Raw genomic sequence first — 18,809 nt, 5'->3', positions numbered from 1 at the left:
TCGTCCACCCCCGCCCCCGCCCGGTCATCAACCGGCGGTGCAGGCCCGCCCGTTCAGCTTCACGGTGCCCGGGTCGGCCGCCGGGCCCGTCCGGCTGCTGTTGAACCCGAAGTCGATCGAGGCTCCGGGTGCCAGCGTCCGGTTCCAGGACAGCGGCGCGGCCGTCACCGTCCGTCCGTACTGGCCGAGTTCGGCGCTCCAGGTGTGGCTGAGCTTCTGGTCACCGGGCAGCAGCCAGGTCAGGGACCACGGCGTGACGGCCTTGCTGCCGGTGTTCTTCACCGTGACCGTGGTGGTCGAGCCGGTGTTCCACGGGTGCGAGGAGTACGTCACCTTGCAGGCGCGCTCCGGACCCGTGGCGTCACCCGCGTCGTCCAGGTAGGAGGCGATGTAGGCCAGCGGGGCGTTCCAGTTCACCGCGACCTCGTTGGTCGCGTACGAGCCGTTGTCGTCCAGGTAGCACATCGCGGCCGCGCACCCCTTGAGCTTCGCGGCGGCCTCCGGGTCGCCCGAGGTCGGGGCGGTCAGGTTGGGGCCGCCCGCGAGGGACCCGGCCGGCGGGTGCGGCAGGGACGGGTCGGACTCGTGCGCCCAGAACCGGTGGTGCTGGTTCTGCGAGTACCGCTCGCCGTAGCCGGTGACGTACGACTGGTTCAGCGGGTTGCGCCCGAAGAGGTAGTCCGCGCCGCGCAGCACCGCGTCCCGGTAGCCGGTGTCACCGGTGAGGTCGGCGGCGGTGGCCAGCACGATCATGTTGTTCAGGACCTGACTGTTCGAACCCCAGGCGTAGTTCAGGTCCTTGGGCGCGTACGGCACGCCGTACAGCTGGTCCTCCGTCTGCGCCTTGTACTGGTCGGCGGCGGTCGTCACGACGTTCCGTACGTCCGCGAGCTGGGCGGCCGTCAGGTCGTTCGGGACCGTGGCCAGGGTCAGCACGCCGAGCCCGGCGGTGCCGCCCCACCACATCCCGCCGTCGGCGGGGAAGGCCGCGTCCACGTCACCGTGCAGCGGCGAGTCCAGCAGCGCCTGGCGGTACGTGTCCTTGCCGGTCGTGGTGAACAGCTCGGCGGCGGCCCAGTAGAACTCGTCGCTCACGTCGTTGTCCTCGTACGTCCCGCCCCCGACGCCGTCGGCCGGGCTGGCGTACACCGCCGGATGCGCCTTCGCGGCGGTCCACGCGGCCTCGGCGGCGGTACGGCACTGGGCCGCGAACTCCGCGTCGAACGGGGCGTACAGCCGGGCGCACTGGGCGGCCGTCGCGGCGAGGTTCAGGGTCGCGGCGGTCGTCGGCGGGTGCAGTTCGCGCTGCTCCGGGTCGAGTTCGGGCCGCATCGGGATGCCGGTCCAGTTGGCGTCGTGCACCTTGTGGTGGGCCATGCCCGCCAGCGGCTGCCCGGCCGGGACCTGCATGCGCATCAGGAACTCCAGCTCCCAGCGCGCCTCGTCGAGGATGTCCGGCACGTCGTTGCCGTGCTCGGGCACCCGCAGCGCGCCGTCGCCCAGCTCGGCGGACTCCGCGCCGTCGGCGGTCAGCGTGCGCTCGTAGGTGTCCATCAGCTCGGCGACCGCGATGCCGCCGTTCACGACGTACTTGCCGTGGTCCCCGGCGTCGTACCAGCCGCCGCGCACGTCGAGCCGGTAGTCGCAGACGCCCGGCTGGCAGGGCACGTCCGTGTCGCCCTTGTTCGGCGCCACACCGAGGTGGCCGGCCGGGCGCGCGTACTCCTCGCCGACCAGGTCCGCGTCGATCGCGATGCCGCTGCGGTTCTGGTAGAAGTACGCCAGCGAGTCGGACCGGAGGCTGTCGTAGAGGTCCGCCCGGATCGAGAAGGGCTCGCTGACCTGGCCGTCCGCCTCGATCGTGAAGCCGTCGCCGGTGGCGGTGGCGTCGCTGAAGTCGAAGGTCTGCACGTTCTGCCGCGAGGTCGGGTCCTCGCCGCCGGGCGTGGTCGTCCCGCTCGCGACGGCCGTCCCGTCGGCCGCTTTCAGCGTCCACGGCAGCGGGTCGGTCGCGTCGGTGACCAGGGTGCCGGTCTTGGGGCCCTTGGGCAGATAGCCGACCTGGTTGACCCGCACGGGCGACCCGGTGTCCGGCTCGTAGACGGGCGGCTCGGCGCCCCCGCGCAGCGACACGTCGTCCACGCAGAAGGTCGCCGCTTCCGCGCCGCCGCCGACCTGGAACGCGACCTGCGCGGTGTCCTGGTCGGCGGACGCGGTGAACACGTGCGTGTGGACGGCCGCCTCGGCCCCGATCTGATCGGTCGCGGACAGATCCGCGGTGTACGGATCGGTCGCCATCTGCACGTTGGTGTGAATGGACAGCGGTACGGTCGAACTCGCCGTGTACGTCAGGGTGTACGCCTCCCCCGCGACGAGCGGGATGTCGTTCTGCCCGACGATCGCGTCCCACGGGTTGGCGGTCCCGCCCGGAACGTCGGCACACAGCCGCCCGTCCACGACGGCGACCGGCGCATTGGCCGTCGACCACCAGGGCGCGACCCCCGCGGAGAAGTCACCATTGGTGATCTGCTCCGGAGCGGGGTCGCCGTCGGCGGCGACGGCACCGGGCGCGGTCAGAATGCCGCCGCAGAGCGCGGCAGCGGCCAGCACGCCGAGCGCCCGCCGTCGGCGCCGGACGGAGGAGGGGGGTGAGGAGGCGTTCACCGAGGGCCTTTCGTCGTGGGGACGGAAGAAGACGATGATGGGAGCGCTCCCACAGCAGACGGGCATGCCGGGGAGGCGCGCCATGGGAGCGATCCCATCACCGCGAGGCCATTGTGGGGCGGGGGGCGCGGGTTGCGCCAGGGTCATGACAGGGCGACGTTCCGTCGCGGGGTGACCCCCGGGTGCCCCGGTCCGGGCCGAGGGTTCCGTCCTCAAACGCCGGACGGGCTGGGTTTGCCCGGCCCGGCAATCTCAGCCCCTCCGGCGTTTGAGGAGCGGGGGCCCGGAGGCAGCGCCCCGCAACCACGGCGCCGCACGCGAACGGCGCACCCGAGCCCGCAAAATCAGCCCCTCCGGCGCTTGAGGAGCAGGGGTCCGGGGGCGGCGCCCCCGCAGCAACGGCGCGCGACCGGCGCACCCAGAGGCACCACACCGCCCCCAGCGCCCCGCGCCTAGCGGTCCAGCACCGCCCGCCACTCCCGTACCGCATCCGCGTCCACCGGCCCGCCCCAGCCACCCGGCCGCGCCGCGCCACCGATGTGCACGGCGTCGATACCCGCGTCCAGGAGCGCCGGAAGGTGCTCCAGCCTCAACCCGCCCCCCACAAGAATCCGCGGCTCGTACCCGGGCTCGCCCCGCCGCCCCGCCTCGGCCACCAACGTCGGTATCCCGGCGTCCACGCCCGCCGCCGCCCCGGCCGTCAGATACGTGTCGAGCCCCGGCAGATCCGCGAGCGACTTGCGCAGCGCGTCCCGGTCCGCCGCCCGGTCGATCGCCCGGTGGAACGTCCACCGGCAGCCGTCCAGCGCGGCGACGAGCCGTTCGACCGCGACGAGGTCGGGGTTCCCGTCCGCGTCCAGGAAGCCGAGGACGAACTCGTCCGCCCCCTCCGCCCGCAGCTCCCGCGCCTTGCGTACGAGTATCTCGACGTCACCGGCCGCGAAACCGTCGGCGACCCTGAGCATCACCCGAAGCGGAATGTCCACCGCGGCACGGATCGCCGCGAAGGTCGCACAGGACGGGGTGAGGCCGTCCGCCGCCATGTCGGTGACCAGCTCAAGCCGGTCCGCACCACCCGCCTGGGCAGCGACCGCGTCCTCCGCGTCGAGAGCGATCACCTCCAGGACTGCACGGTTGCTCATGGGATCCCAATCCTCCAGGAAGCAGCTACAGGTCTAGTCCAATGGCCCAGCCTACGGGGCGGTAGGCCGACGGCGCAGCCCTGACCGTGAACGTGAAGATACGCGAGGCCAAACGGCCGACAGGCGACCGACCGACGGAGCCCGTGCATCCGCAAAGGATCACCCTTGCTTCGACATAGGGGGTGGGGGTATATATGAGACGAGAGGTAGATACCCCCAGGGGGTACCCAGACCGGGGTACCCGGGGACCACCACGAGGAGGGCCGCCCCGTGTCAGCGCCCACGCACACCGCGCACCCAGCGCACGCCGCGCACACCGCACAGGCCGAGGTAGAGCTGGCCATCGGCGGCATGACCTGCGCCTCCTGCGCGGCCCGTATCGAGAAGAAGCTCAACCGGATGGACGGCGTCACGGCCACCGTGAACTACGCCACGGAGAAGGCCCACGTCACCTACGACGGCGCCGCCGCCTCCGTACAGGACCTCGTCGCCACGGTCGAGAAGACCGGCTACACCGCGCACGAACCCGCACCCCCGGCGCGTACGAAGGAAGACGCGGCCGTACCCGCCGCGCAGGCGCCCGACACCTTGCGGCAGCGGCTGATCACGGCCGTGCTCCTCGCGGTGCCGGTGGTCGCGATGTCGATGATCCCGGCGCTCCAGTTCGACAACTGGCAGTGGCTCGCGCTCACCCTCACCGCCCCCGTCGTCACGTACGCGGGCTGGCCGTTCCACCGGGCCGCGTGGACGAACGCGCGGCACGGCGCGGCGACGATGGACACGCTCATCTCGCTCGGTACGTCGGCCGCGTTCCTGTGGTCGCTGTGGGCGCTGTTCTTCGGCACGGCCGGGATGACCGGCATGACGCACCCGTTCGAGCTGACCATCGGCCGCACCGACGGCGCGGGGAACATCTATCTGGAGGCGGCGGCCGGCGTCACCGCGTTCATCCTCGCCGGGCGCTACTTCGAGGCCCGGTCGAAGCGGAAGGCGGGCGCCGCGCTGAAGGCGCTCCTCGAACTGGGCGCCAAGGAGGTCACCGTCCTGCGCGACGGCCACGAGGTGACCGTGGACACGGCGGACCTCCACGTCGGCGACCGCTTCCTCGTGCGCCCCGGCGAGAAGATCGCCACGGACGGCACGGTGGTCGAGGGCTCCTCGGCGGTGGACGCGTCCATGCTGACCGGCGAGTCCGTCCCGGTCGAGGTCGCCGTCGGCGACACGGTGACCGGCGCGACCCTCAACGCGGGCGGCCGCCTCGTGGTCGAGGCGACCCGCGTCGGCGCGGACACCCAGCTCGCCCGGATGGCGAAGCTGGTCGAGGACGCGCAGAACGGCAAGGCGGCCGCGCAGCGCCTCGCGGACCGGATCTCGGCGGTGTTCGTCCCCGTGGTCATCGCGCTCGCGCTCGGCACGCTGGGCTTCTGGCTGGCGGACGGCGCGGGGATCACGGCCGCGTTCACGGCGGCGGTGGCGGTCCTGATCATCGCCTGCCCGTGCGCGCTCGGCCTCGCCACGCCGACCGCGCTGATGGTCGGTACGGGGCGCGGCGCCCAGCTCGGCATCCTGATCAAGGGCCCCGAGGTCCTGGAGTCCACCCGCCGCGTCGACACGATCGTCCTGGACAAGACGGGCACGGTGACGACGGGCCGGATGACCCTCCAGGCCGTCCACACGGCCACAGGCACCACCGAGACCGACGCCCTCCGCCTCGCCGGAGCCCTGGAACACGCCTCCGAACACCCCATCGCCCAGGCGGTGGCGACCGGAGCCGCCGAACGCACCGGCGCCGCGCTTCCCACCCCGGAGGACTTCGCGAACGTCCCCGGCCTGGGCGTGCAGGGCGTGGTCGACGGCCACGCGGTCCTCGTCGGCCGCGAACAGCTCCTCGCGGAGTGGGAGATACGCCTCCCGGCCGGCCTGGCCGCCCGCAAGGCCGAGGCGGAGGCCGCCGGACGGACGGCCATCGCGGTCGCCTGGGACGGCGAGGCGCGCGCGGTGCTCGAAGTGGCCGACGCGGTGAAGGACACCAGCGCGGAGGCGATCGGCCGCCTGCGCCGCCTGGGCCTGAAGCCCATCCTGCTGACCGGTGACAACCGGGCGGTGGCGGAGTCGGTCGCGGCCGAGGTGGGGATCGACGAGGTGTACGCGGAGGTCATGCCGCAGGACAAGGTGGACGTCGTCAAGCGCCTCCAGGCGGAGGGCCGCTCGGTGGCGATGGTCGGCGACGGCGTGAACGACGCCGCCGCGCTGGCCCAGGCCGATCTGGGCCTGGCGATGGGCACCGGCACCGACGCGGCGATCGAGGCGGGTGACCTGACCCTGGTCCGCGGCGACCTCCGCGCGGCCCCGGACGCGATCCGCCTGGCGCGCCGGACCCTGAGCACGATCCGGACGAACCTGTTCTGGGCCTTCGCGTACAACGTGGCAGCGCTCCCGCTGGCCGCGGCGGGCCTGCTGAACCCGATGATCGCGGGCGCGGCGATGGCCTTCTCCTCAGTCTTCGTGGTCGGCAACTCGCTGCGCCTGCGCGGGTTCAAACCCAGCCCGTCCGGCGTTTGAGGACGGAACCGCTCGCGGGGTGGCCCCGAGCCCACGGGGTCACCCCGAGGGGCCGCCTACGCACCCCCCATCCGCGCCTCCAGGCGCGACCGCACGGCCGCCCACTCCTCCCCCGTAATCGAAAAGATCGCCGAATCCCGCAACCGCCCCTCCTCCCCCGGCACCCACGAGGGCGACCAGTTCCGCAGGACACCCTCGAACGTGGCGCCCACCGACTGGATCGCCGCGCGCGAGCGCTCGTTGCGCGCATCGGTCTTCAGGTCGACGCGCGAAACGCCCCACTCCTCGAACGCGTGCCGGAAGAGCAGGTACTTGGACTCGGTGTTCACCCCGGTGCCCTGCGCGGACGCGGCGAGCCAGGTGAAGCCGACCTCGATGGCGGTGAGGCTGTCGTCGCCCATCCAGTAGCGCGGCTCCCAGAAGGCCGTGGCACCGATGACCCGCCCGGACCCCCGGTCCACCTGGACGTAGGGCGCAAGCTTCCCGTCGGCGGCGCGCCCCAACTGGGCGTCGATGTACCCCTCGACCTCCCCGGGCCCGGGCACCCAGGTGTAGCCGTACGAACTCCGGTTCTCCTGCCCCGCGAGCAACAGCCCCTCCGCGTGCCGGTGTTCGAGCGGTTCGAGCCGCACCCGAGAACCTTCCAGAACCGGCCCCACCAGCACGAAAGTCATCGCTCACCCATCCAGTCGGCACCAAGGAGTCAACGGGCCCACGCCCGCGCGTAGATTCCCAGAGCCCCACCCCCCATGTCGCCCGAATATGACCGCACGCCCAACCCCCGTTGTCAGTCCCCCCGTCTACGCTCACCGCATGACTTTGATCGACAGTGCGTGCGAGTTCCCCGGGCACGAGGTCAACCTCGTGTTCGCCCGGGGCCTGTCCCGGGACGCGCTCGTGGCGGGGCTGCGCGAGCAGGACCGGGAGGCGCTGGCCGAGGGGGAGGCGGGGGGTTGGGCGTGGGCCGTGCATGACATGGAGAACTGGGAGATCGAGGACTACGACGACATCGACTACACGCGCCTCTGCTCGCCCCGGGGCGAGATCGTGGTCATCGTGACCGAGCCGTGCAGCGCCAAGGCGCACGGGCCGAACTTCACGTATCTGCGCGATGGGAAGTGGGTCCTCCACTTCAGCTTCGAGGACGTGGAGGAGCGCGTCGGCGACAACCCGGACTACATGTCCGCCGAACTGCTCGCGGCGAATCTCATAGGCCCCGACGCGGAATGCGTCGCCTGGGAGACCGATCCGAGCCACGACTGCGACGCGCACGACTTCGACAAGAGGGAGCGGATCATGCGCGCGATAGCCGCCTGCTTCGGTCTGCCCTCGCCGCCGCTCGCCCGGGAGGTGGCGGCGCTGTGAGCGTCCCCTTCATCGCTCCGGACACGTTCGTCACGTACGCCAAGGGCCTCGACCTTCCCGCCCTGGGCGGGATCTACACGGACCTGGGCCTCCCCGCCCGTACGCAGGGCGCGTCCGACGGATGGGCCTGGCTGACGCACGACGCGGCCACGTACAAGGGCGGCGACCTCGCCACCCGGGCGGGTTACCTCACCGGATTCCGTTACGAGGAACGCTTCGGCCGTCCCAATCCCCTGGAAACCGTGTTCCTGGCCTCCACCCCGGCCTGCGCGTGCCCCCATGGGCAGAACTACTCGGTCCCGCACTGCGAGGCGCACCCGTTCCACTTCATCCACAGCAGGGGCGGCTTCTCGACCACGTACTTCAACTTGGGCGCCCGCCGCGAATCCCGCCGCTCCGGCGACCTGCTCGTACGCGAGCTGCTGGCCGCCGGGATCGTCGGCCGGGAGACCCCGCGTTACGAGACCGAGCCCGGGTTCAACGCGGACGGCGCCGTGACCCGCCGGATCATCGCCGACCACTTCGGCCTGCCCGCCACCGCCTGAGCGGCGGGCGCACCGGACCCCGCCTCACCCGAAGAGGTTCAGCTCCCCCTCCCGCGCCCCGGCCAGCTCGTACCGCGTGCCGGTCAGCGGCCGGCCCGCGTACAGGCGGATCAGCGTCGCCCCGTCCCCGGCGTACCGGCCCCGCTCACGGCCGCCGTCCTCGGGCCCGCCGTCCTCGGGGTCCTCGGGGCCGAGCCGCAGCTCCCCGTCCGCGCCGGTCAGCCGGGCGGTGAGCGGGACCGGGCTCCGCTTCCGGGACACCGCCGCGAGGAGGTCCAGGGCGGGGGCGAGCCCGACCCCCGCATAGGCCCCCTCCGCGCCGAACGCCTCGCGCACGTCCCCCGCGTGCACCCACTCGCCGAGCGCAATCGCGTCCATCACCCCGCCCGCCGCCGCGATGACCGCACCCGCCTCGGTCATCCCGCGTTCCAGCTCGTCCACGATGCGCGCGTTCGTCCAGTCGGCCCGCTCCGCGATGTCCCGGTCATTGGCCTCCGGGCTGAACACCCCCCGCTCGAACCGGCCCTCCACCACCCGCGTCAACGCGGCCCCGCAGTGCGCGAGCACATCCCGCACGGTCCAGCCGGGGCAGGCGGTGCGCAGCTCGAAGTCACGGCCGTCCGCCTCGCGCAGCAGCGGCACGAAGACGTCCCGCTCGGTGCGCAGCAGCAGACCGGGCAGTTCCGGATCACGTTCGTCAGCCATGGCCACAACATAACGCCCGCCTGCGGAGGGGGACTTCGGGCGGCCCGCGCCGTGACCGGCCGCCGGGCCTACCCTCGTACGCATGACGGACGAACACCGCACGCAGGACGAGGAAGCGCTCCGCGCCCGCTGGCACGACGCCCTCGTCGCGGCCCGGGGCGGCGCGGACGGCCCGGATCCGCTCCCGTACGCCGACAACCTTCTCGCCCGCTGGGCGGAGCCGCAGCGCAAGTACCACACGACCGCTCACCTCGCGGCGGTCCTGGACCGGATCGACACCCTCGCCGGGCACGCCGCCGACGCGGACGCCGTACGGCTTGCGGCCTGGTTCCACGACGCGGTGTACCGGCCCGACCGGTCGGAGAACGAGGAGCGCAGCGCGGTGCTCGCCGAGCGGGCGCTCCCGGAGGCCGGGGTGCCGGACGCGGTGACCGGGGAGGTCGCCCGGCTCGTCCGGCTCACCGTCACGCACGACCCCGCCCCCGGCGACACCGACGGCGAGGTGCTGTGCGACGCGGACCTGGCCATCCTCGCGGCGCCGCCGAAGGAGTACGGGGAGTACGCCGCGCAGGTCCGCGAGGAGTACGGCTTCGTGCCGGACGAGGCGTTCCGGGAGGGGCGGGCGGCGGTGCTGCGGCAGCTCCTGGGACTGCCGCAGCTGTTCCGTACGCCGTACGGGATGAGGGAGTGGGAGCCGAAGGCCCGGCAGAACCTGCTGACGGAACTCGAACTGCTCACGCGCTGAGCCGTGGCGGCCGGGCGGCCGGGGAATGTCAGGAACGTTTCCGCTGTTGCCACCTGTCATGCCTGACTCCGCCGTGCGCACCTCTTCCCGTATGCCCCTGGCCGTATACATTCTCGGCCTCTCGGTCTTCGCCCTGGGCACGAGCGAGTTCATGCTCTCCGGGCTGCTGCCCCCGATCGCGGACGACATGGACGTGTCGATTCCGCGCGCCGGACTCCTCATATCCGCGTTCGCGATCGGCATGGTGGTCGGCGCCCCGCTGCTCGCCGTGGCGACGCTGCGGCTGCCGCGCCGCACCACGCTCATCGCGCTGATCTCGGTCTTCGGCCTCGGCCAGGTCGCGGGTGCGCTCGCGCCGACGTACGAGGTGCTGTTCGCGTCCCGCGTGGTCAGCGCGTTCGCGTGCGCGGGCTTCTGGGCGGTCGGGGCGGCCGTCGCCATCGCGATGGTGCCGGTGAACGCGCGGGCCCGCGCGATGGCCGTGATGATCGGCGGGCTGTCCATCGCGAACGTGCTGGGCGTCCCGCTGGGCGCGTTCCTCGGCGAGAACCTGGGCTGGCGGTCCGCGTTCTGGGCGGTCGGCGCGGCCTCGGCGGTGGCCCTGGCCGGCGTGATGACGCTGATCCCGCGCATCCCGCTGCCGGACGAGAAGCCGCAGCTCAAGCGGGAGATGGGCATCTACCGCGACCGCCAGGTGTGGCTGTCGATCGTGATCACCGCGCTCGCGGCGGGCGGCGTGTTCTGCGCGTTCAGCTACCTCGCGCCGCTGCTGACGGACGTGGCCGGGCTCGACTCCGGCTGGGTGCCGACCGTCCTCGCGCTGTTCGGCGTGGGAGCCCTGGTCGGTACGACGATCGGCGGCCGGGTCGCGGACGCGCACCTCTTCGGGGTGCTGCTGAGCGGGATCGCGGCGTCGACGGTGTTCCTGGGGGCGCTGGCGCTGTTCGCGTCGAACCAGGCGGCCGTGATCACGCTGTCGTTCCTGCTGGGCCTGTCGGCGTTCTACACCGCGCCCGCGCTGAACGCCCGGATGTTCAACGTGGCGGGCGCCGCGCCGACGCTGGCGGGGGCGACGACGACCGCCGCGTTCAACCTGGGCAACACGGGCGGGCCCTGGCTCGGCGGCACGGTGATCGACGCGGACTTCGGCTTCGAGGCGACGGCATGGGCGGGCGCCGCGATGACCGTGGCGGCGCTGGTGGCCGTGGTGTTCTCGCTGCGGCTCCAGCGGGCGCGCGGCTCGGCGGCGTCGCGGCTGGTGGCGAAGGGTTCGCCGCAGGCGGCGCCGGTGGAGTCGACGGAGTGCGCGACGGGCTGAGGCGTACGGCTGAGGCGTACGGCGGGGGCGTACAGCGGGGGCGCGCGGCGGGGGCTTGAGGGGCTTACGGCTTCGGCGCCGGGCGCCCCTTCGGCCGCCGCAGCCCGGCCTCGGTCAGCCGCCGGACGAGCTCCTTCGAGCCGATCTCCCGCGCCCCGGCCCGCACCGCGTCCTCGTACCGCGTGGCCGGGATGTCGTAGTGGTCGCGCTCGAAGGCCCGTTCCGGGGCGCCGATGGACGCCGCGAAGGCGTGCAGCTCCTCGAAGGACACATCGCTGACCAGGTGCGACCAGAGGCGGCCGTGCCCGGGCCAGGTCGGCGGGTCGATGTAGAGCGTCATCGCCTCACCGCCGGAGTATGCCGCTGAGCGCGCCGACCGGCGCGACCGCCACCGCGGCCTTGGTGCAGACCCAGTGCGGGTGCGGCCCGAGCTCCGGCTCGACGTCCAGCGCGTGCGGGTCGCCCGCGTCGCAGACCGGGCAGAGCGGCCAGCGGCCGTACGCCTCCAGGAGCGCGTCCTGGACGTCCTGGGCGACGAGTCCGACGACGAACTCCGCCCCCTCCGGCCACTGCTCCACCCACCAGCGGCGGTGCGTCACGGCGTCCTCGACCATGGACACGATCTGCGCCTCGGCGACGTCCCCGGCGGCGAGGTCGGCCATCACAAGGGCGCGGGCGGTGTGCAGCGCCTGCTCCAGGCGGTCGGGCCGGTCGGACTCCGGCGGATTCTGCTCCATGCAGCCATTGTCCACCCGGATGGCGGCGTCAACGGCTTTCGCCAAAGGTCACACCAAAGAGGGTTGACGCCTTTCCGACTTGAAAATATCTTTCAAAGGTGACCAATGACCTGAAGGAAAGTTTCAGTACGGATTCGCCGCCCGCCCCGGCGGCCCTGGCCGCCAAGGTGCGGACGCTGTCGCCGTCCATGACCCGCTCCATGCAGCGCGTCGCCGAGGCCGTCGCAGGCGACCCGGCGGGCTGCGCCGCCCTGACGGTCACCGGTCTCGCCGAGCTGACGGGCACCAGCGAGGCGACGGTGGTCCGCACCGCCCGCCTCCTGGGGTATCCGGGCTACCGCGACCTGCGCCTCGCGCTCGCCGGCCTCGCCGCCCACCAGGAGTCCGGCCGCGCCCCCGCCGTCACCGCGGACATAGCGGTGGACGACCCCATCGCCGACGTGGTCGCCAAGCTGGCCTACGACGAGCAGCAGACCCTCGCCGACACCGCCGCCGGGCTCGACACGGTGCAGCTGGGCGCCGCGGTCGCCGCCGCCGCCACCGCGCGCCGCATCGACATCTACGGCGTGGGCGCGTCCTCCCTCGTCGGCCAGGACCTGGCCCAGAAGCTGTCCCGGATCGGCCTCATCGCCCACTCCCACACGGACCCGCACCTCGCGGTGACCAACGCCGTGCAGCTCCGCTCCGGCGACATGGCCATCGCGATCACGCACTCCGGCTCGACGGGCGACGTCATAGAGCCCCTGCGCGTCGCCTTCGACCGGGGCGCGACGACGGTCGCGATCACCGGCCGCCCCGACGGCCCCGTCACGCAGTACGCGGACCACGTGCTGACGACGTCCACGGCGCGCGAGAGCGAGCTGCGCCCGGCCGCGATGTCGAGCCGCACCAGCCAGCTCCTGGTGGTCGACTGCCTGTTCATAGGCGTCGCCCAGCGTACGTACGAGACGGCCGCCCCGGCCCTCGCCGCCTCCTACGAGGCGCTGGCCCACCGCCACACCCCGCGCACCCGCTGACCGTCACCCGGACGCCTTCCGGCAGCGCCCCGCAACAGCCCCGCATCCGCACGCCGTACGAGAAAGCAGAGCCGCCCTCCATGACCTCCCTGACCGACGCCACCCCCGACGGCTACGGCGAGCTGCGCGCCGAGCTCGCGACCCTCACCACCGAGGCGTTCCGCCCGGAGCTCGCCGAGATCGACCGGCTGGCCACCGCGGACATCGCCCGGATCATGAACGGCGAGGACCAGACCGTCCCGGCCGCCGTCGCCGAGCGGCTGCCCGAGATCGCCGCCGCGATCGACGCCACCGCCGAGCGCATGGCCCGCGGCGGCCGCCTGATCTACGCGGGCGCGGGCACCGCGGGGCGGCTGGGCGTGCTGGACGCCAGCGAGTGCCCGCCCACGTTCAACACGGACCCGGCCGATGTCGTCGGCCTGATCGCGGGCGGCCCGTCCGCCATGGTCACCGCCGTCGAGGGCGCGGAGGACAGCAAGGAGCTGGCCGCCGCCGACCTGGAGGCGCTGGAGCTCACCGCCGACGACACGGTGGTCGGCATCTCCGCCTCGGGCCGTACGCCGTACGCGATCGGGGCCGTGGAGCACGCCCGGGCGAAGGGCGCCCTGACCCTCGGCCTGTCGTGCAACGCGGACTCCGCGCTGGGCGCCGCCGCCGAGCACCCCCTTGAGGTCGTCGTCGGCCCCGAGCTGCTGACCGGCTCCACCCGGCTCAAGGCGGGCACGGCCCAGAAGCTCGTGCTCAACATGATCTCGACCATCACGATGATCCGCCTCGGCAAGACGTACGGGAACCTCATGGTCGACGTGCGTGCCTCCAACGAGAAGCTGCGGGCCCGCTCCCGGCGCATCGTCGCGCTGGCCACCGGCGCGTCCGACGAGGAGATCGAGACGGCTCTCGCCGCCACGGACGGCGAGGTGAAGAACGCCATCCTGACGATCCTCGGCCAGGTCGACGGCCCCACGGCCGCCACGCTCCTCACCGAGTCGGCCGGCCACCTCCGCGCCGCACTCGCCGCCGCCCCCCGCACCACCTGACCCCCACGCACGTCCCCCGCACAGCAAGGCACCACGCACCATGGCTACAGAAGACAAGAACCGCGCCACTGCCGCCGCGATCCTTCCGCTCGTCGGTGGCGCCGCGAATGTCAGCTCCATCGCCCACTGCATGACCCGGCTCCGGCTCGGGCTGCACGACCGTTCGCTCGTCCAGGACGACGCGCTGAAGGCCGTCCCCGCGGTCATGGGCGTGGTCGAGGACGACACGTACCAGATCGTCCTCGGTCCCGGTACGGTCGCCCGCGTCACCCCGGAGTTCGAGAAGCTGGTCGAGGAGGGCAGGGCGGAGGCCCCGGCTCCCGCCCCGGCCGACGCCTCCCCGCTCACGGCGGAGGAGCTGGCCGCGCAGGGCGCCGCGATGAAGGCGGCCCGCAAGGCGAAGAACGCGACGCCGTTCAAGCTGTTCCTGCGCAAGATCGCCAACATCTTCGTGCCGCTGATCCCGGCCCTGATCGGCTGCGGCATCATCGCCGGGCTCAACGGCCTGCTGGTCAACCTCGAATGGCTGCCGTCGGTCACCCCGGCGCTCGCCGCGATGGCCTCCGGCTTCATGGCCCTGATCGCGGTCTTCGTCGGCTACAACACCGCGAAGGAGTTCGGCGGCACGCCGATCCTCGGCGGTGCGGTCGCGGCGATCATCGTCTTCCCGGGCGTCGCGAACATCGAGGCGTTCGGCCAGAAGCTCTCCCCCGGCCAGGGCGGCGTCCTCGGCGCCCTCGGCGCGGCGGTGCTCGCGGTGTACGTGGAGAAGTGGTGCCGCCGCTGGGTGCCGGAGGCGCTGGACGTGCTGGTCACGCCGACGCTGACGGTCCTCATCTCCGGCCTGGTCACGATCTTCGGCCTGATGTACGTGGCGGGCGAGGTCTCCACCGCGATCGGCGACTTCGCGGACTGGCTGCTCTCCAACGGCGGCGCGGGCGCGGGCCTGATCCTGGGCGGCTTCTTCCTCCCGCTGGTCATGCTGGGCCTGCACCAGGCGCTGATCCCGATCCACACCACGCTGATCGAGCAGCAGGGCTACACGGTCCTGCTCCCGATCCTCGCCATGGCCGGTGCGGGCCAGGTCGGCGCGGCCATCGCCACGTACTTCCGCCTCCCGCGCAACGAGTCGATCCGCAAGACCATCAAGTCCGCCCTGCCCGCCGGTTTCCTGGGCGTCGGCGAACCCCTGATCTACGGCGTCTCGCTGCCGCTCGGCCGCCCGTTCATCACGGCCTGCGTGGGCGGTGCGTTCGGCGGCGCGTTCGTCGGCTTCTTCAACCAGCTGGGCGACGCGGTCGGCTCGACCGCGATCGGCCCGTCGGGCTGGGCCCTGTTCCCCCTCCTCGACGGCAACCACGGCCTGGGCGCGACGATCGCGATCTACGCGGGCGGCCTGCTCGTCGGCTACGTCGCGGGCTTCCTCGCCACGTACTTCTTCGGCTTCAGCGGGGAACTCCTGGCGGAGTTCAACGTGAGCCAGGAGGAGGACACCGCCACGGCAGCGGCGACCCCGGACCCGGCCACGCCTTCCGGAGCGGCGAAGGCGCCGGCGGCGGTCTGAGACACGCGCGAAACGGAGCGGCGGCCCCCTTCACCACGGGGGCCGCCGCTCTGTCGTGGCCGAAGATACGCCAAGGATGACTGAAAACAGCCCCCTCCAAGGAGAGCCGGCGCGGGTCGATGTGAACACCAGCTGATTCAAGCCTGAATCACTTCCGTCCCGCTGGTGACACCCATGCGCGGAGAATCCCTGGGGGGACATTGTCTTCCGCTACACCCGGCCGTTTCGGTCCCGCACGCGCGAAGCGCGCGAGACGGATCTCGGCCTGCACCGCACTCGTTCTCTCCGCCGGCATGCTGCTGGCGGTTCCGGCCTCGGCCGACGACGCCTCCAGGGGCTCCGGCGGCCCCGAGACCCCGGTCACTACGAAGCCGCGCCTGGACCTGAACGGCAACGGCGACAACGACCTCATCTACCGCGGCGTGGACGGCGGCCTGTACGTCAAGACGGGCCCGAACACCCCGGACTACCCGTTCCGCATCCCCGCCACCGACCAGCAGGAGATGCACAAGGACATCATCGCGATGGGCGACCTCAACGCCGACGGCCCGCCCGAGATCGTCACGCTGTCCGCGACCGGCACGCTCACGCTGTACCCGAGCGCGGGCGAGGAGAGGACCTCCCCCGCCACATGGTCCGGTGACGGCTGGCAGAAGTACAACAAGATCCTCTCCCCCGGCGACCTGACCGGTGACGGCCGCAACGACCTGCTCGCGCGCACGCCCTCCGGTGACGTCTACCTCCACGCCTCCACCGGCGCCATCAAGGGCGAGCCCTTCGCGCCCGCGGTCAAGGTGGCCTCCGGCTGGGAGACGTACGACCAGATCGTCGGCCTCAACGACAGCAACGGTGACGGGTTCGGCGATGTCGTCACCCGCACCAGGGCTGGCGACCTGTACTTCCTCGCGGGCACCGGCGACGCGGCGAAGCCCTTCAAGGCGCCCAACAAAATCGGCTACGGCTTCGAGATCTACAACCAGCTCGTGGGTGTCGACGACCTCAACGGAGACGGCCACGGCGACCTCATGGGCCGCAAGCCGAATGGCGAGACGTACATCTACCGGTCCACCGGTCAGGGCGGCTTCCGCACGCGTGCCGCCGATGCCTTCGGCTGGCAGAAGGCCGCCCTGTTCGTCGGCCAGGGCGGCAACCCCGACTTCGGCAAGCATGAGGCCGTGGGCACCACCGACAACGGCAGTTCGTGGTGGTACGACTCCAGGAACAACGGACAGTTCTCCCCCCGCACGTTCTACTACACCGCCCAGTCCGGGCTGACGAGGCTCGTCTCCTCCCTCGACGCCGACGGCCGGGCCGAACTGCTCCAGGTGCAGGGCGGTGGGCTGACCATCGGGAACCACTCCTTCGGCAGCGGCTGGGGCGTCTACGACGATCTCATCGGGCCGGGCGACCTGAGCGGTGACGGCAAGGGCGACCTGCTGGCCCGCGACACCAAGGGCGACCTGTACCTGTATCCAGGCAACGGCCTCACGGAGTTCGGCGCCAAGATCAAGGTCGGCTACGGCTACGGCACGTACCGCCACATCGTCGGCGCCGGCGACCTCACGGATGACGGCAGGGCCGATGTGGTGGCCGTCGCCAAGGACGGCACGCTGTACCTGTACGAGGGCACGGGCCAGGCGTCCGCACCGCTCAAGGCTCGCGTGAAGATCGGCTACGGCTTCGACATCTACGACAAGTTCGCCGCGCCCGGCGACATCAACGGGGACGGCCGGGCCGACCTGGTCGGGGTCAACGGCTACGGCGACCTGTACCGCTACACGTCCTCCGGCACCGGCACGATCAGCAAGCGCATACAGATCGGCTACGGCTTCGACATCTACAACGGCCTGTACTGATCACCACGCCGCCGGCGCCCTCCCTCGCACATGCGCGGGAGGGCGCCTTCGTCGTAGCCCTCAGACCGGAAAACCGTCCGTGGGCAGCGTGACGTCGAACGGCGCGGGAAGCGCGAGCGGCTTACCGAACGGCACCGCGTCGGAGTGCTTGTACGTGCCGTGCTCACTCGGCTCCGTGAACAGGGTGACCATGGCGCCCCGGGTGTCGAACCGGTCGATCAGCAGGTACATCGGCACCCCCGCCCGGGCGTAGGCGCGGTACTTCTTCGTACGGTCCTCGCGGGCGTTGCCCTTCGAGGTGATCTCCACGACGAGGAGGGCGTCGGAGGCGTCCATCGGGTCGAGGGTGTCCGGATCGGCCGCCGCGATCAGCTCGGACGGCATGACTACGACGTCGGGGACGTACAGCTTGCCGAGGGGTGCCGCGTGCACACTCAGCGTCCGGTAGGAACCCAGCTCGTCAGGCAGACGCGCATAGAGGCAGCGCTGCACTTCAGCGGCGATCGCGGCGTGATGCGCATGCGACGGCGGCACCAAGCGGATCCGCTCCGCCTCGATCTCGGCGTGCCATCCCTCGGGCACGTCCAGTTCCCGCCATGCGTCCAACAGGTAGTCCCACGGGGGGCCGCCGGTACCTGGCTGGTGTCCCGCCCTCGCTTCCATCGCCGGCCTCCCTCTCCGAAGCCCAAGCCTGCCCGAGTGACCGGCGCACCGAGCGCCGCTCACCGTTGCCCCTGAACCAACCCCAGCAACACCCCATGCGTCTCCCGGTCCGCAGCCACCACCAGCCCGCCCGCGCCCTGGTCCACCGGCAGCCCGTCGATCCCCGTCACCACGCAGCCCGCCGCCTCGCACAGCGCGATGCCCGCCGCGAAGTGGACGCTGTCCAGGCGGAGGCCGGGGCCGCCGTCGGTGAGGTACGCGGCACGGCGCCCCGCCGCCACCCACGCGACGGCCACCGTGCTGGAGACGACGCGCGGGCGGAACCCGGAGACGAACTCCGGCGCGGCCATGACCTCCACCGCCCGGAACCCCGGCGCATGCGGAAACGGCGGGTCCAGGTTCAGGTCCACAAGCCGCGACCCCGTCGAGGGTATGAGGCGGGCGTCCCGGCCGTCCGAGCCCCGGACCCACGCCCCCGCCCCGTCCGTCCAGAAGACCTCGCCGCTGAACGGATCGGCGGAGGCGGCCGCCGTGATGCGGGAGGAGGCGGCGTCCCGGAGCGCGACGTTCACCGCGACGAGCATGTTGCCCACCGCGTAGTTGAGCGTCCCGCACAGCGGGTCGACCAGCCACCGCCGCCCCGCCCCGGCCGCCCCGGTCGCCCCGCTCTCCTCACCCGTCACCGCGTCATCGGGCCGCGCCGCGCGCAGTACGTCGAGCACGGCCTCCTCCGCCGCGATGTCGGCGGCCGTGGCGAAGTCACCGCCGCCCTTCTCGTACCGCGCCAGCGACGCCCCGTACATCTCGCGTACGACGGCCGCCCCCGCGGAAGCGGCCCGGAGGGCCACCAGCGCATCGCTTTCCATGTCCATGGTCACCATCTCCGCAGG

17 protein-coding genes are annotated in these 18,809 nt (G+C 72.3%); 9 read left to right on the top strand and 8 right to left on the bottom strand.

The features are described 5' to 3' along the window. Positions 1-27: 27 nt before the first annotated feature. Together AMK18_RS09060 and AMK18_RS09055 are read right to left on the bottom strand one after the other, a co-directional pair. On the bottom strand, positions 28-2,664 hold the full coding sequence (locus AMK18_RS09060) for a glycoside hydrolase family 9 protein (protein ID WP_079199252.1): 2,637 nt from the start codon (positions 2,662-2,664) through the stop codon (positions 28-30). 452 nt (positions 2,665-3,116) lie between these two features. Beyond that, on the bottom strand, positions 3,117-3,806 hold the full coding sequence (locus AMK18_RS09055) for a copper homeostasis protein CutC (RefSeq protein ID WP_073862426.1): 690 nt from the start codon (positions 3,804-3,806) through the stop codon (positions 3,117-3,119). A gap of 351 nt (positions 3,807-4,157) precedes the next feature. Here AMK18_RS09055 and AMK18_RS09050 point away from each other — a divergent pair, with 351 nt between their 5' ends. Continuing rightward, entirely contained in the window at positions 4,158-6,368 is a 2,211-nt protein-coding gene (locus AMK18_RS09050; RefSeq protein WP_241836565.1) for a heavy metal translocating P-type ATPase, read from the top strand. Between the two features lie 56 nt (positions 6,369-6,424). Here AMK18_RS09050 and AMK18_RS09045 read toward each other — a convergent pair whose 3' ends face one another. Then, a complete protein-coding gene (locus AMK18_RS09045) occupies positions 6,425-7,042 on the bottom strand; it encodes a GNAT family N-acetyltransferase (RefSeq protein ID WP_073862424.1) in 618 nt (205 codons plus the stop codon). A 145-nt stretch (positions 7,043-7,187) separates the two neighbouring features. Here AMK18_RS09045 and AMK18_RS09040 point away from each other — a divergent pair, with 145 nt between their 5' ends. Both AMK18_RS09040 and AMK18_RS09035 read left to right on the top strand, forming a co-directional pair. Beyond that, complete coding sequence (locus AMK18_RS09040; protein ID WP_073862423.1) at positions 7,188-7,733, top strand: hypothetical protein; 546 nt, start codon at positions 7,188-7,190, stop codon at positions 7,731-7,733. Next, complete coding sequence (locus AMK18_RS09035; RefSeq protein WP_073862422.1) at positions 7,730-8,278, top strand: hypothetical protein; 549 nt, start codon at positions 7,730-7,732, stop codon at positions 8,276-8,278. Before AMK18_RS09040 ends, AMK18_RS09035 begins: the two co-directional genes overlap by 4 nt. A gap of 24 nt (positions 8,279-8,302) precedes the next feature. On the opposite strand, the gene AMK18_RS09030 is transcribed toward AMK18_RS09035, so the two are convergent. Continuing rightward, the gene (locus tag AMK18_RS09030; RefSeq protein ID WP_073862421.1) at positions 8,303-8,983 is read right to left on the bottom strand and encodes a maleylpyruvate isomerase family mycothiol-dependent enzyme; all 681 of its coding nucleotides are present in this window, start codon (positions 8,981-8,983) and stop codon (positions 8,303-8,305) included. Positions 8,984-9,065: 82 nt separating this feature from the next. Between AMK18_RS09030 and AMK18_RS09025 the strand changes: the two genes are divergently transcribed. Both AMK18_RS09025 and AMK18_RS09020 read left to right on the top strand, forming a co-directional pair. Beyond that, positions 9,066-9,728 (top strand): HD domain-containing protein, encoded by a 663-nt coding sequence (locus AMK18_RS09025; RefSeq protein WP_073862420.1) that lies wholly within the window; start codon positions 9,066-9,068, stop codon positions 9,726-9,728. Positions 9,729-9,819: 91 nt separating this feature from the next. Next, positions 9,820-11,046, top strand: a complete 1,227-nt coding sequence (locus AMK18_RS09020; RefSeq protein WP_073863205.1) for a Cmx/CmrA family chloramphenicol efflux MFS transporter — start codon at positions 9,820-9,822, stop codon at positions 11,044-11,046. 64 nt (positions 11,047-11,110) lie between these two features. Here the strand turns inward: AMK18_RS09020 and AMK18_RS09015 are convergent, their stop codons facing one another. Both AMK18_RS09015 and AMK18_RS09010 read right to left on the bottom strand, forming a co-directional pair. Next, positions 11,111-11,386: a DUF4031 domain-containing protein gene (locus AMK18_RS09015; RefSeq protein WP_018101548.1), complete on the bottom strand. Its 276-nt coding sequence runs from the start codon at positions 11,384-11,386 to the stop codon at positions 11,111-11,113. 4 nt (positions 11,387-11,390) lie between these two features. After that, the gene (locus AMK18_RS09010) at positions 11,391-11,783 is read right to left on the bottom strand and encodes a hypothetical protein (RefSeq protein WP_018101549.1); all 393 of its coding nucleotides are present in this window, start codon (positions 11,781-11,783) and stop codon (positions 11,391-11,393) included. 98 nt (positions 11,784-11,881) lie between these two features. On the opposite strand from AMK18_RS09010, the gene AMK18_RS09005 reads away from it, so the two are divergent. The 4 genes from AMK18_RS09005 (at position 11,882) to AMK18_RS08990 (ending at position 17,256) form a co-directional block, all read left to right on the top strand. Beyond that, positions 11,882-12,799 (top strand): MurR/RpiR family transcriptional regulator, encoded by a 918-nt coding sequence (locus tag AMK18_RS09005; protein ID WP_018101550.1) that lies wholly within the window; start codon positions 11,882-11,884, stop codon positions 12,797-12,799. Between the two features lie 80 nt (positions 12,800-12,879). Further along, a complete protein-coding gene (gene murQ, locus AMK18_RS09000) occupies positions 12,880-13,836 on the top strand; it encodes an N-acetylmuramic acid 6-phosphate etherase (RefSeq protein WP_018101551.1) in 957 nt (318 codons plus the stop codon). A gap of 40 nt (positions 13,837-13,876) precedes the next feature. Next, entirely contained in the window at positions 13,877-15,400 is a 1,524-nt protein-coding gene (locus AMK18_RS08995; protein ID WP_073862419.1) for a PTS transporter subunit EIIC, read from the top strand. A 293-nt stretch (positions 15,401-15,693) separates the two neighbouring features. After that, on the top strand, positions 15,694-17,256 hold the full coding sequence (locus tag AMK18_RS08990) for an FG-GAP repeat domain-containing protein (RefSeq protein ID WP_107422332.1): 1,563 nt from the start codon (positions 15,694-15,696) through the stop codon (positions 17,254-17,256). A gap of 60 nt (positions 17,257-17,316) precedes the next feature. On the opposite strand, the gene AMK18_RS08985 is transcribed toward AMK18_RS08990, so the two are convergent. Together AMK18_RS08985 and AMK18_RS08980 are read right to left on the bottom strand one after the other, a co-directional pair. Further along, entirely contained in the window at positions 17,317-17,919 is a 603-nt protein-coding gene (locus tag AMK18_RS08985) for a Uma2 family endonuclease (protein WP_073862417.1), read from the bottom strand. A gap of 59 nt (positions 17,920-17,978) precedes the next feature. Further along, positions 17,979-18,800: an inositol monophosphatase family protein gene (locus AMK18_RS08980; RefSeq protein ID WP_073862416.1), complete on the bottom strand. Its 822-nt coding sequence runs from the start codon at positions 18,798-18,800 to the stop codon at positions 17,979-17,981. Between the last annotated feature and the right edge of the window lie 9 nt (positions 18,801-18,809).

It is taken from the genome of Streptomyces sp. CB01249, from assembly GCF_001905735.1.
GTDB lineage: Bacteria > Actinomycetota > Actinomycetes > Streptomycetales > Streptomycetaceae > Streptomyces.
Note: the sequence above shows the minus strand (reverse complement) of the source record. Positions and strands in the feature narration are given on the sequence as shown.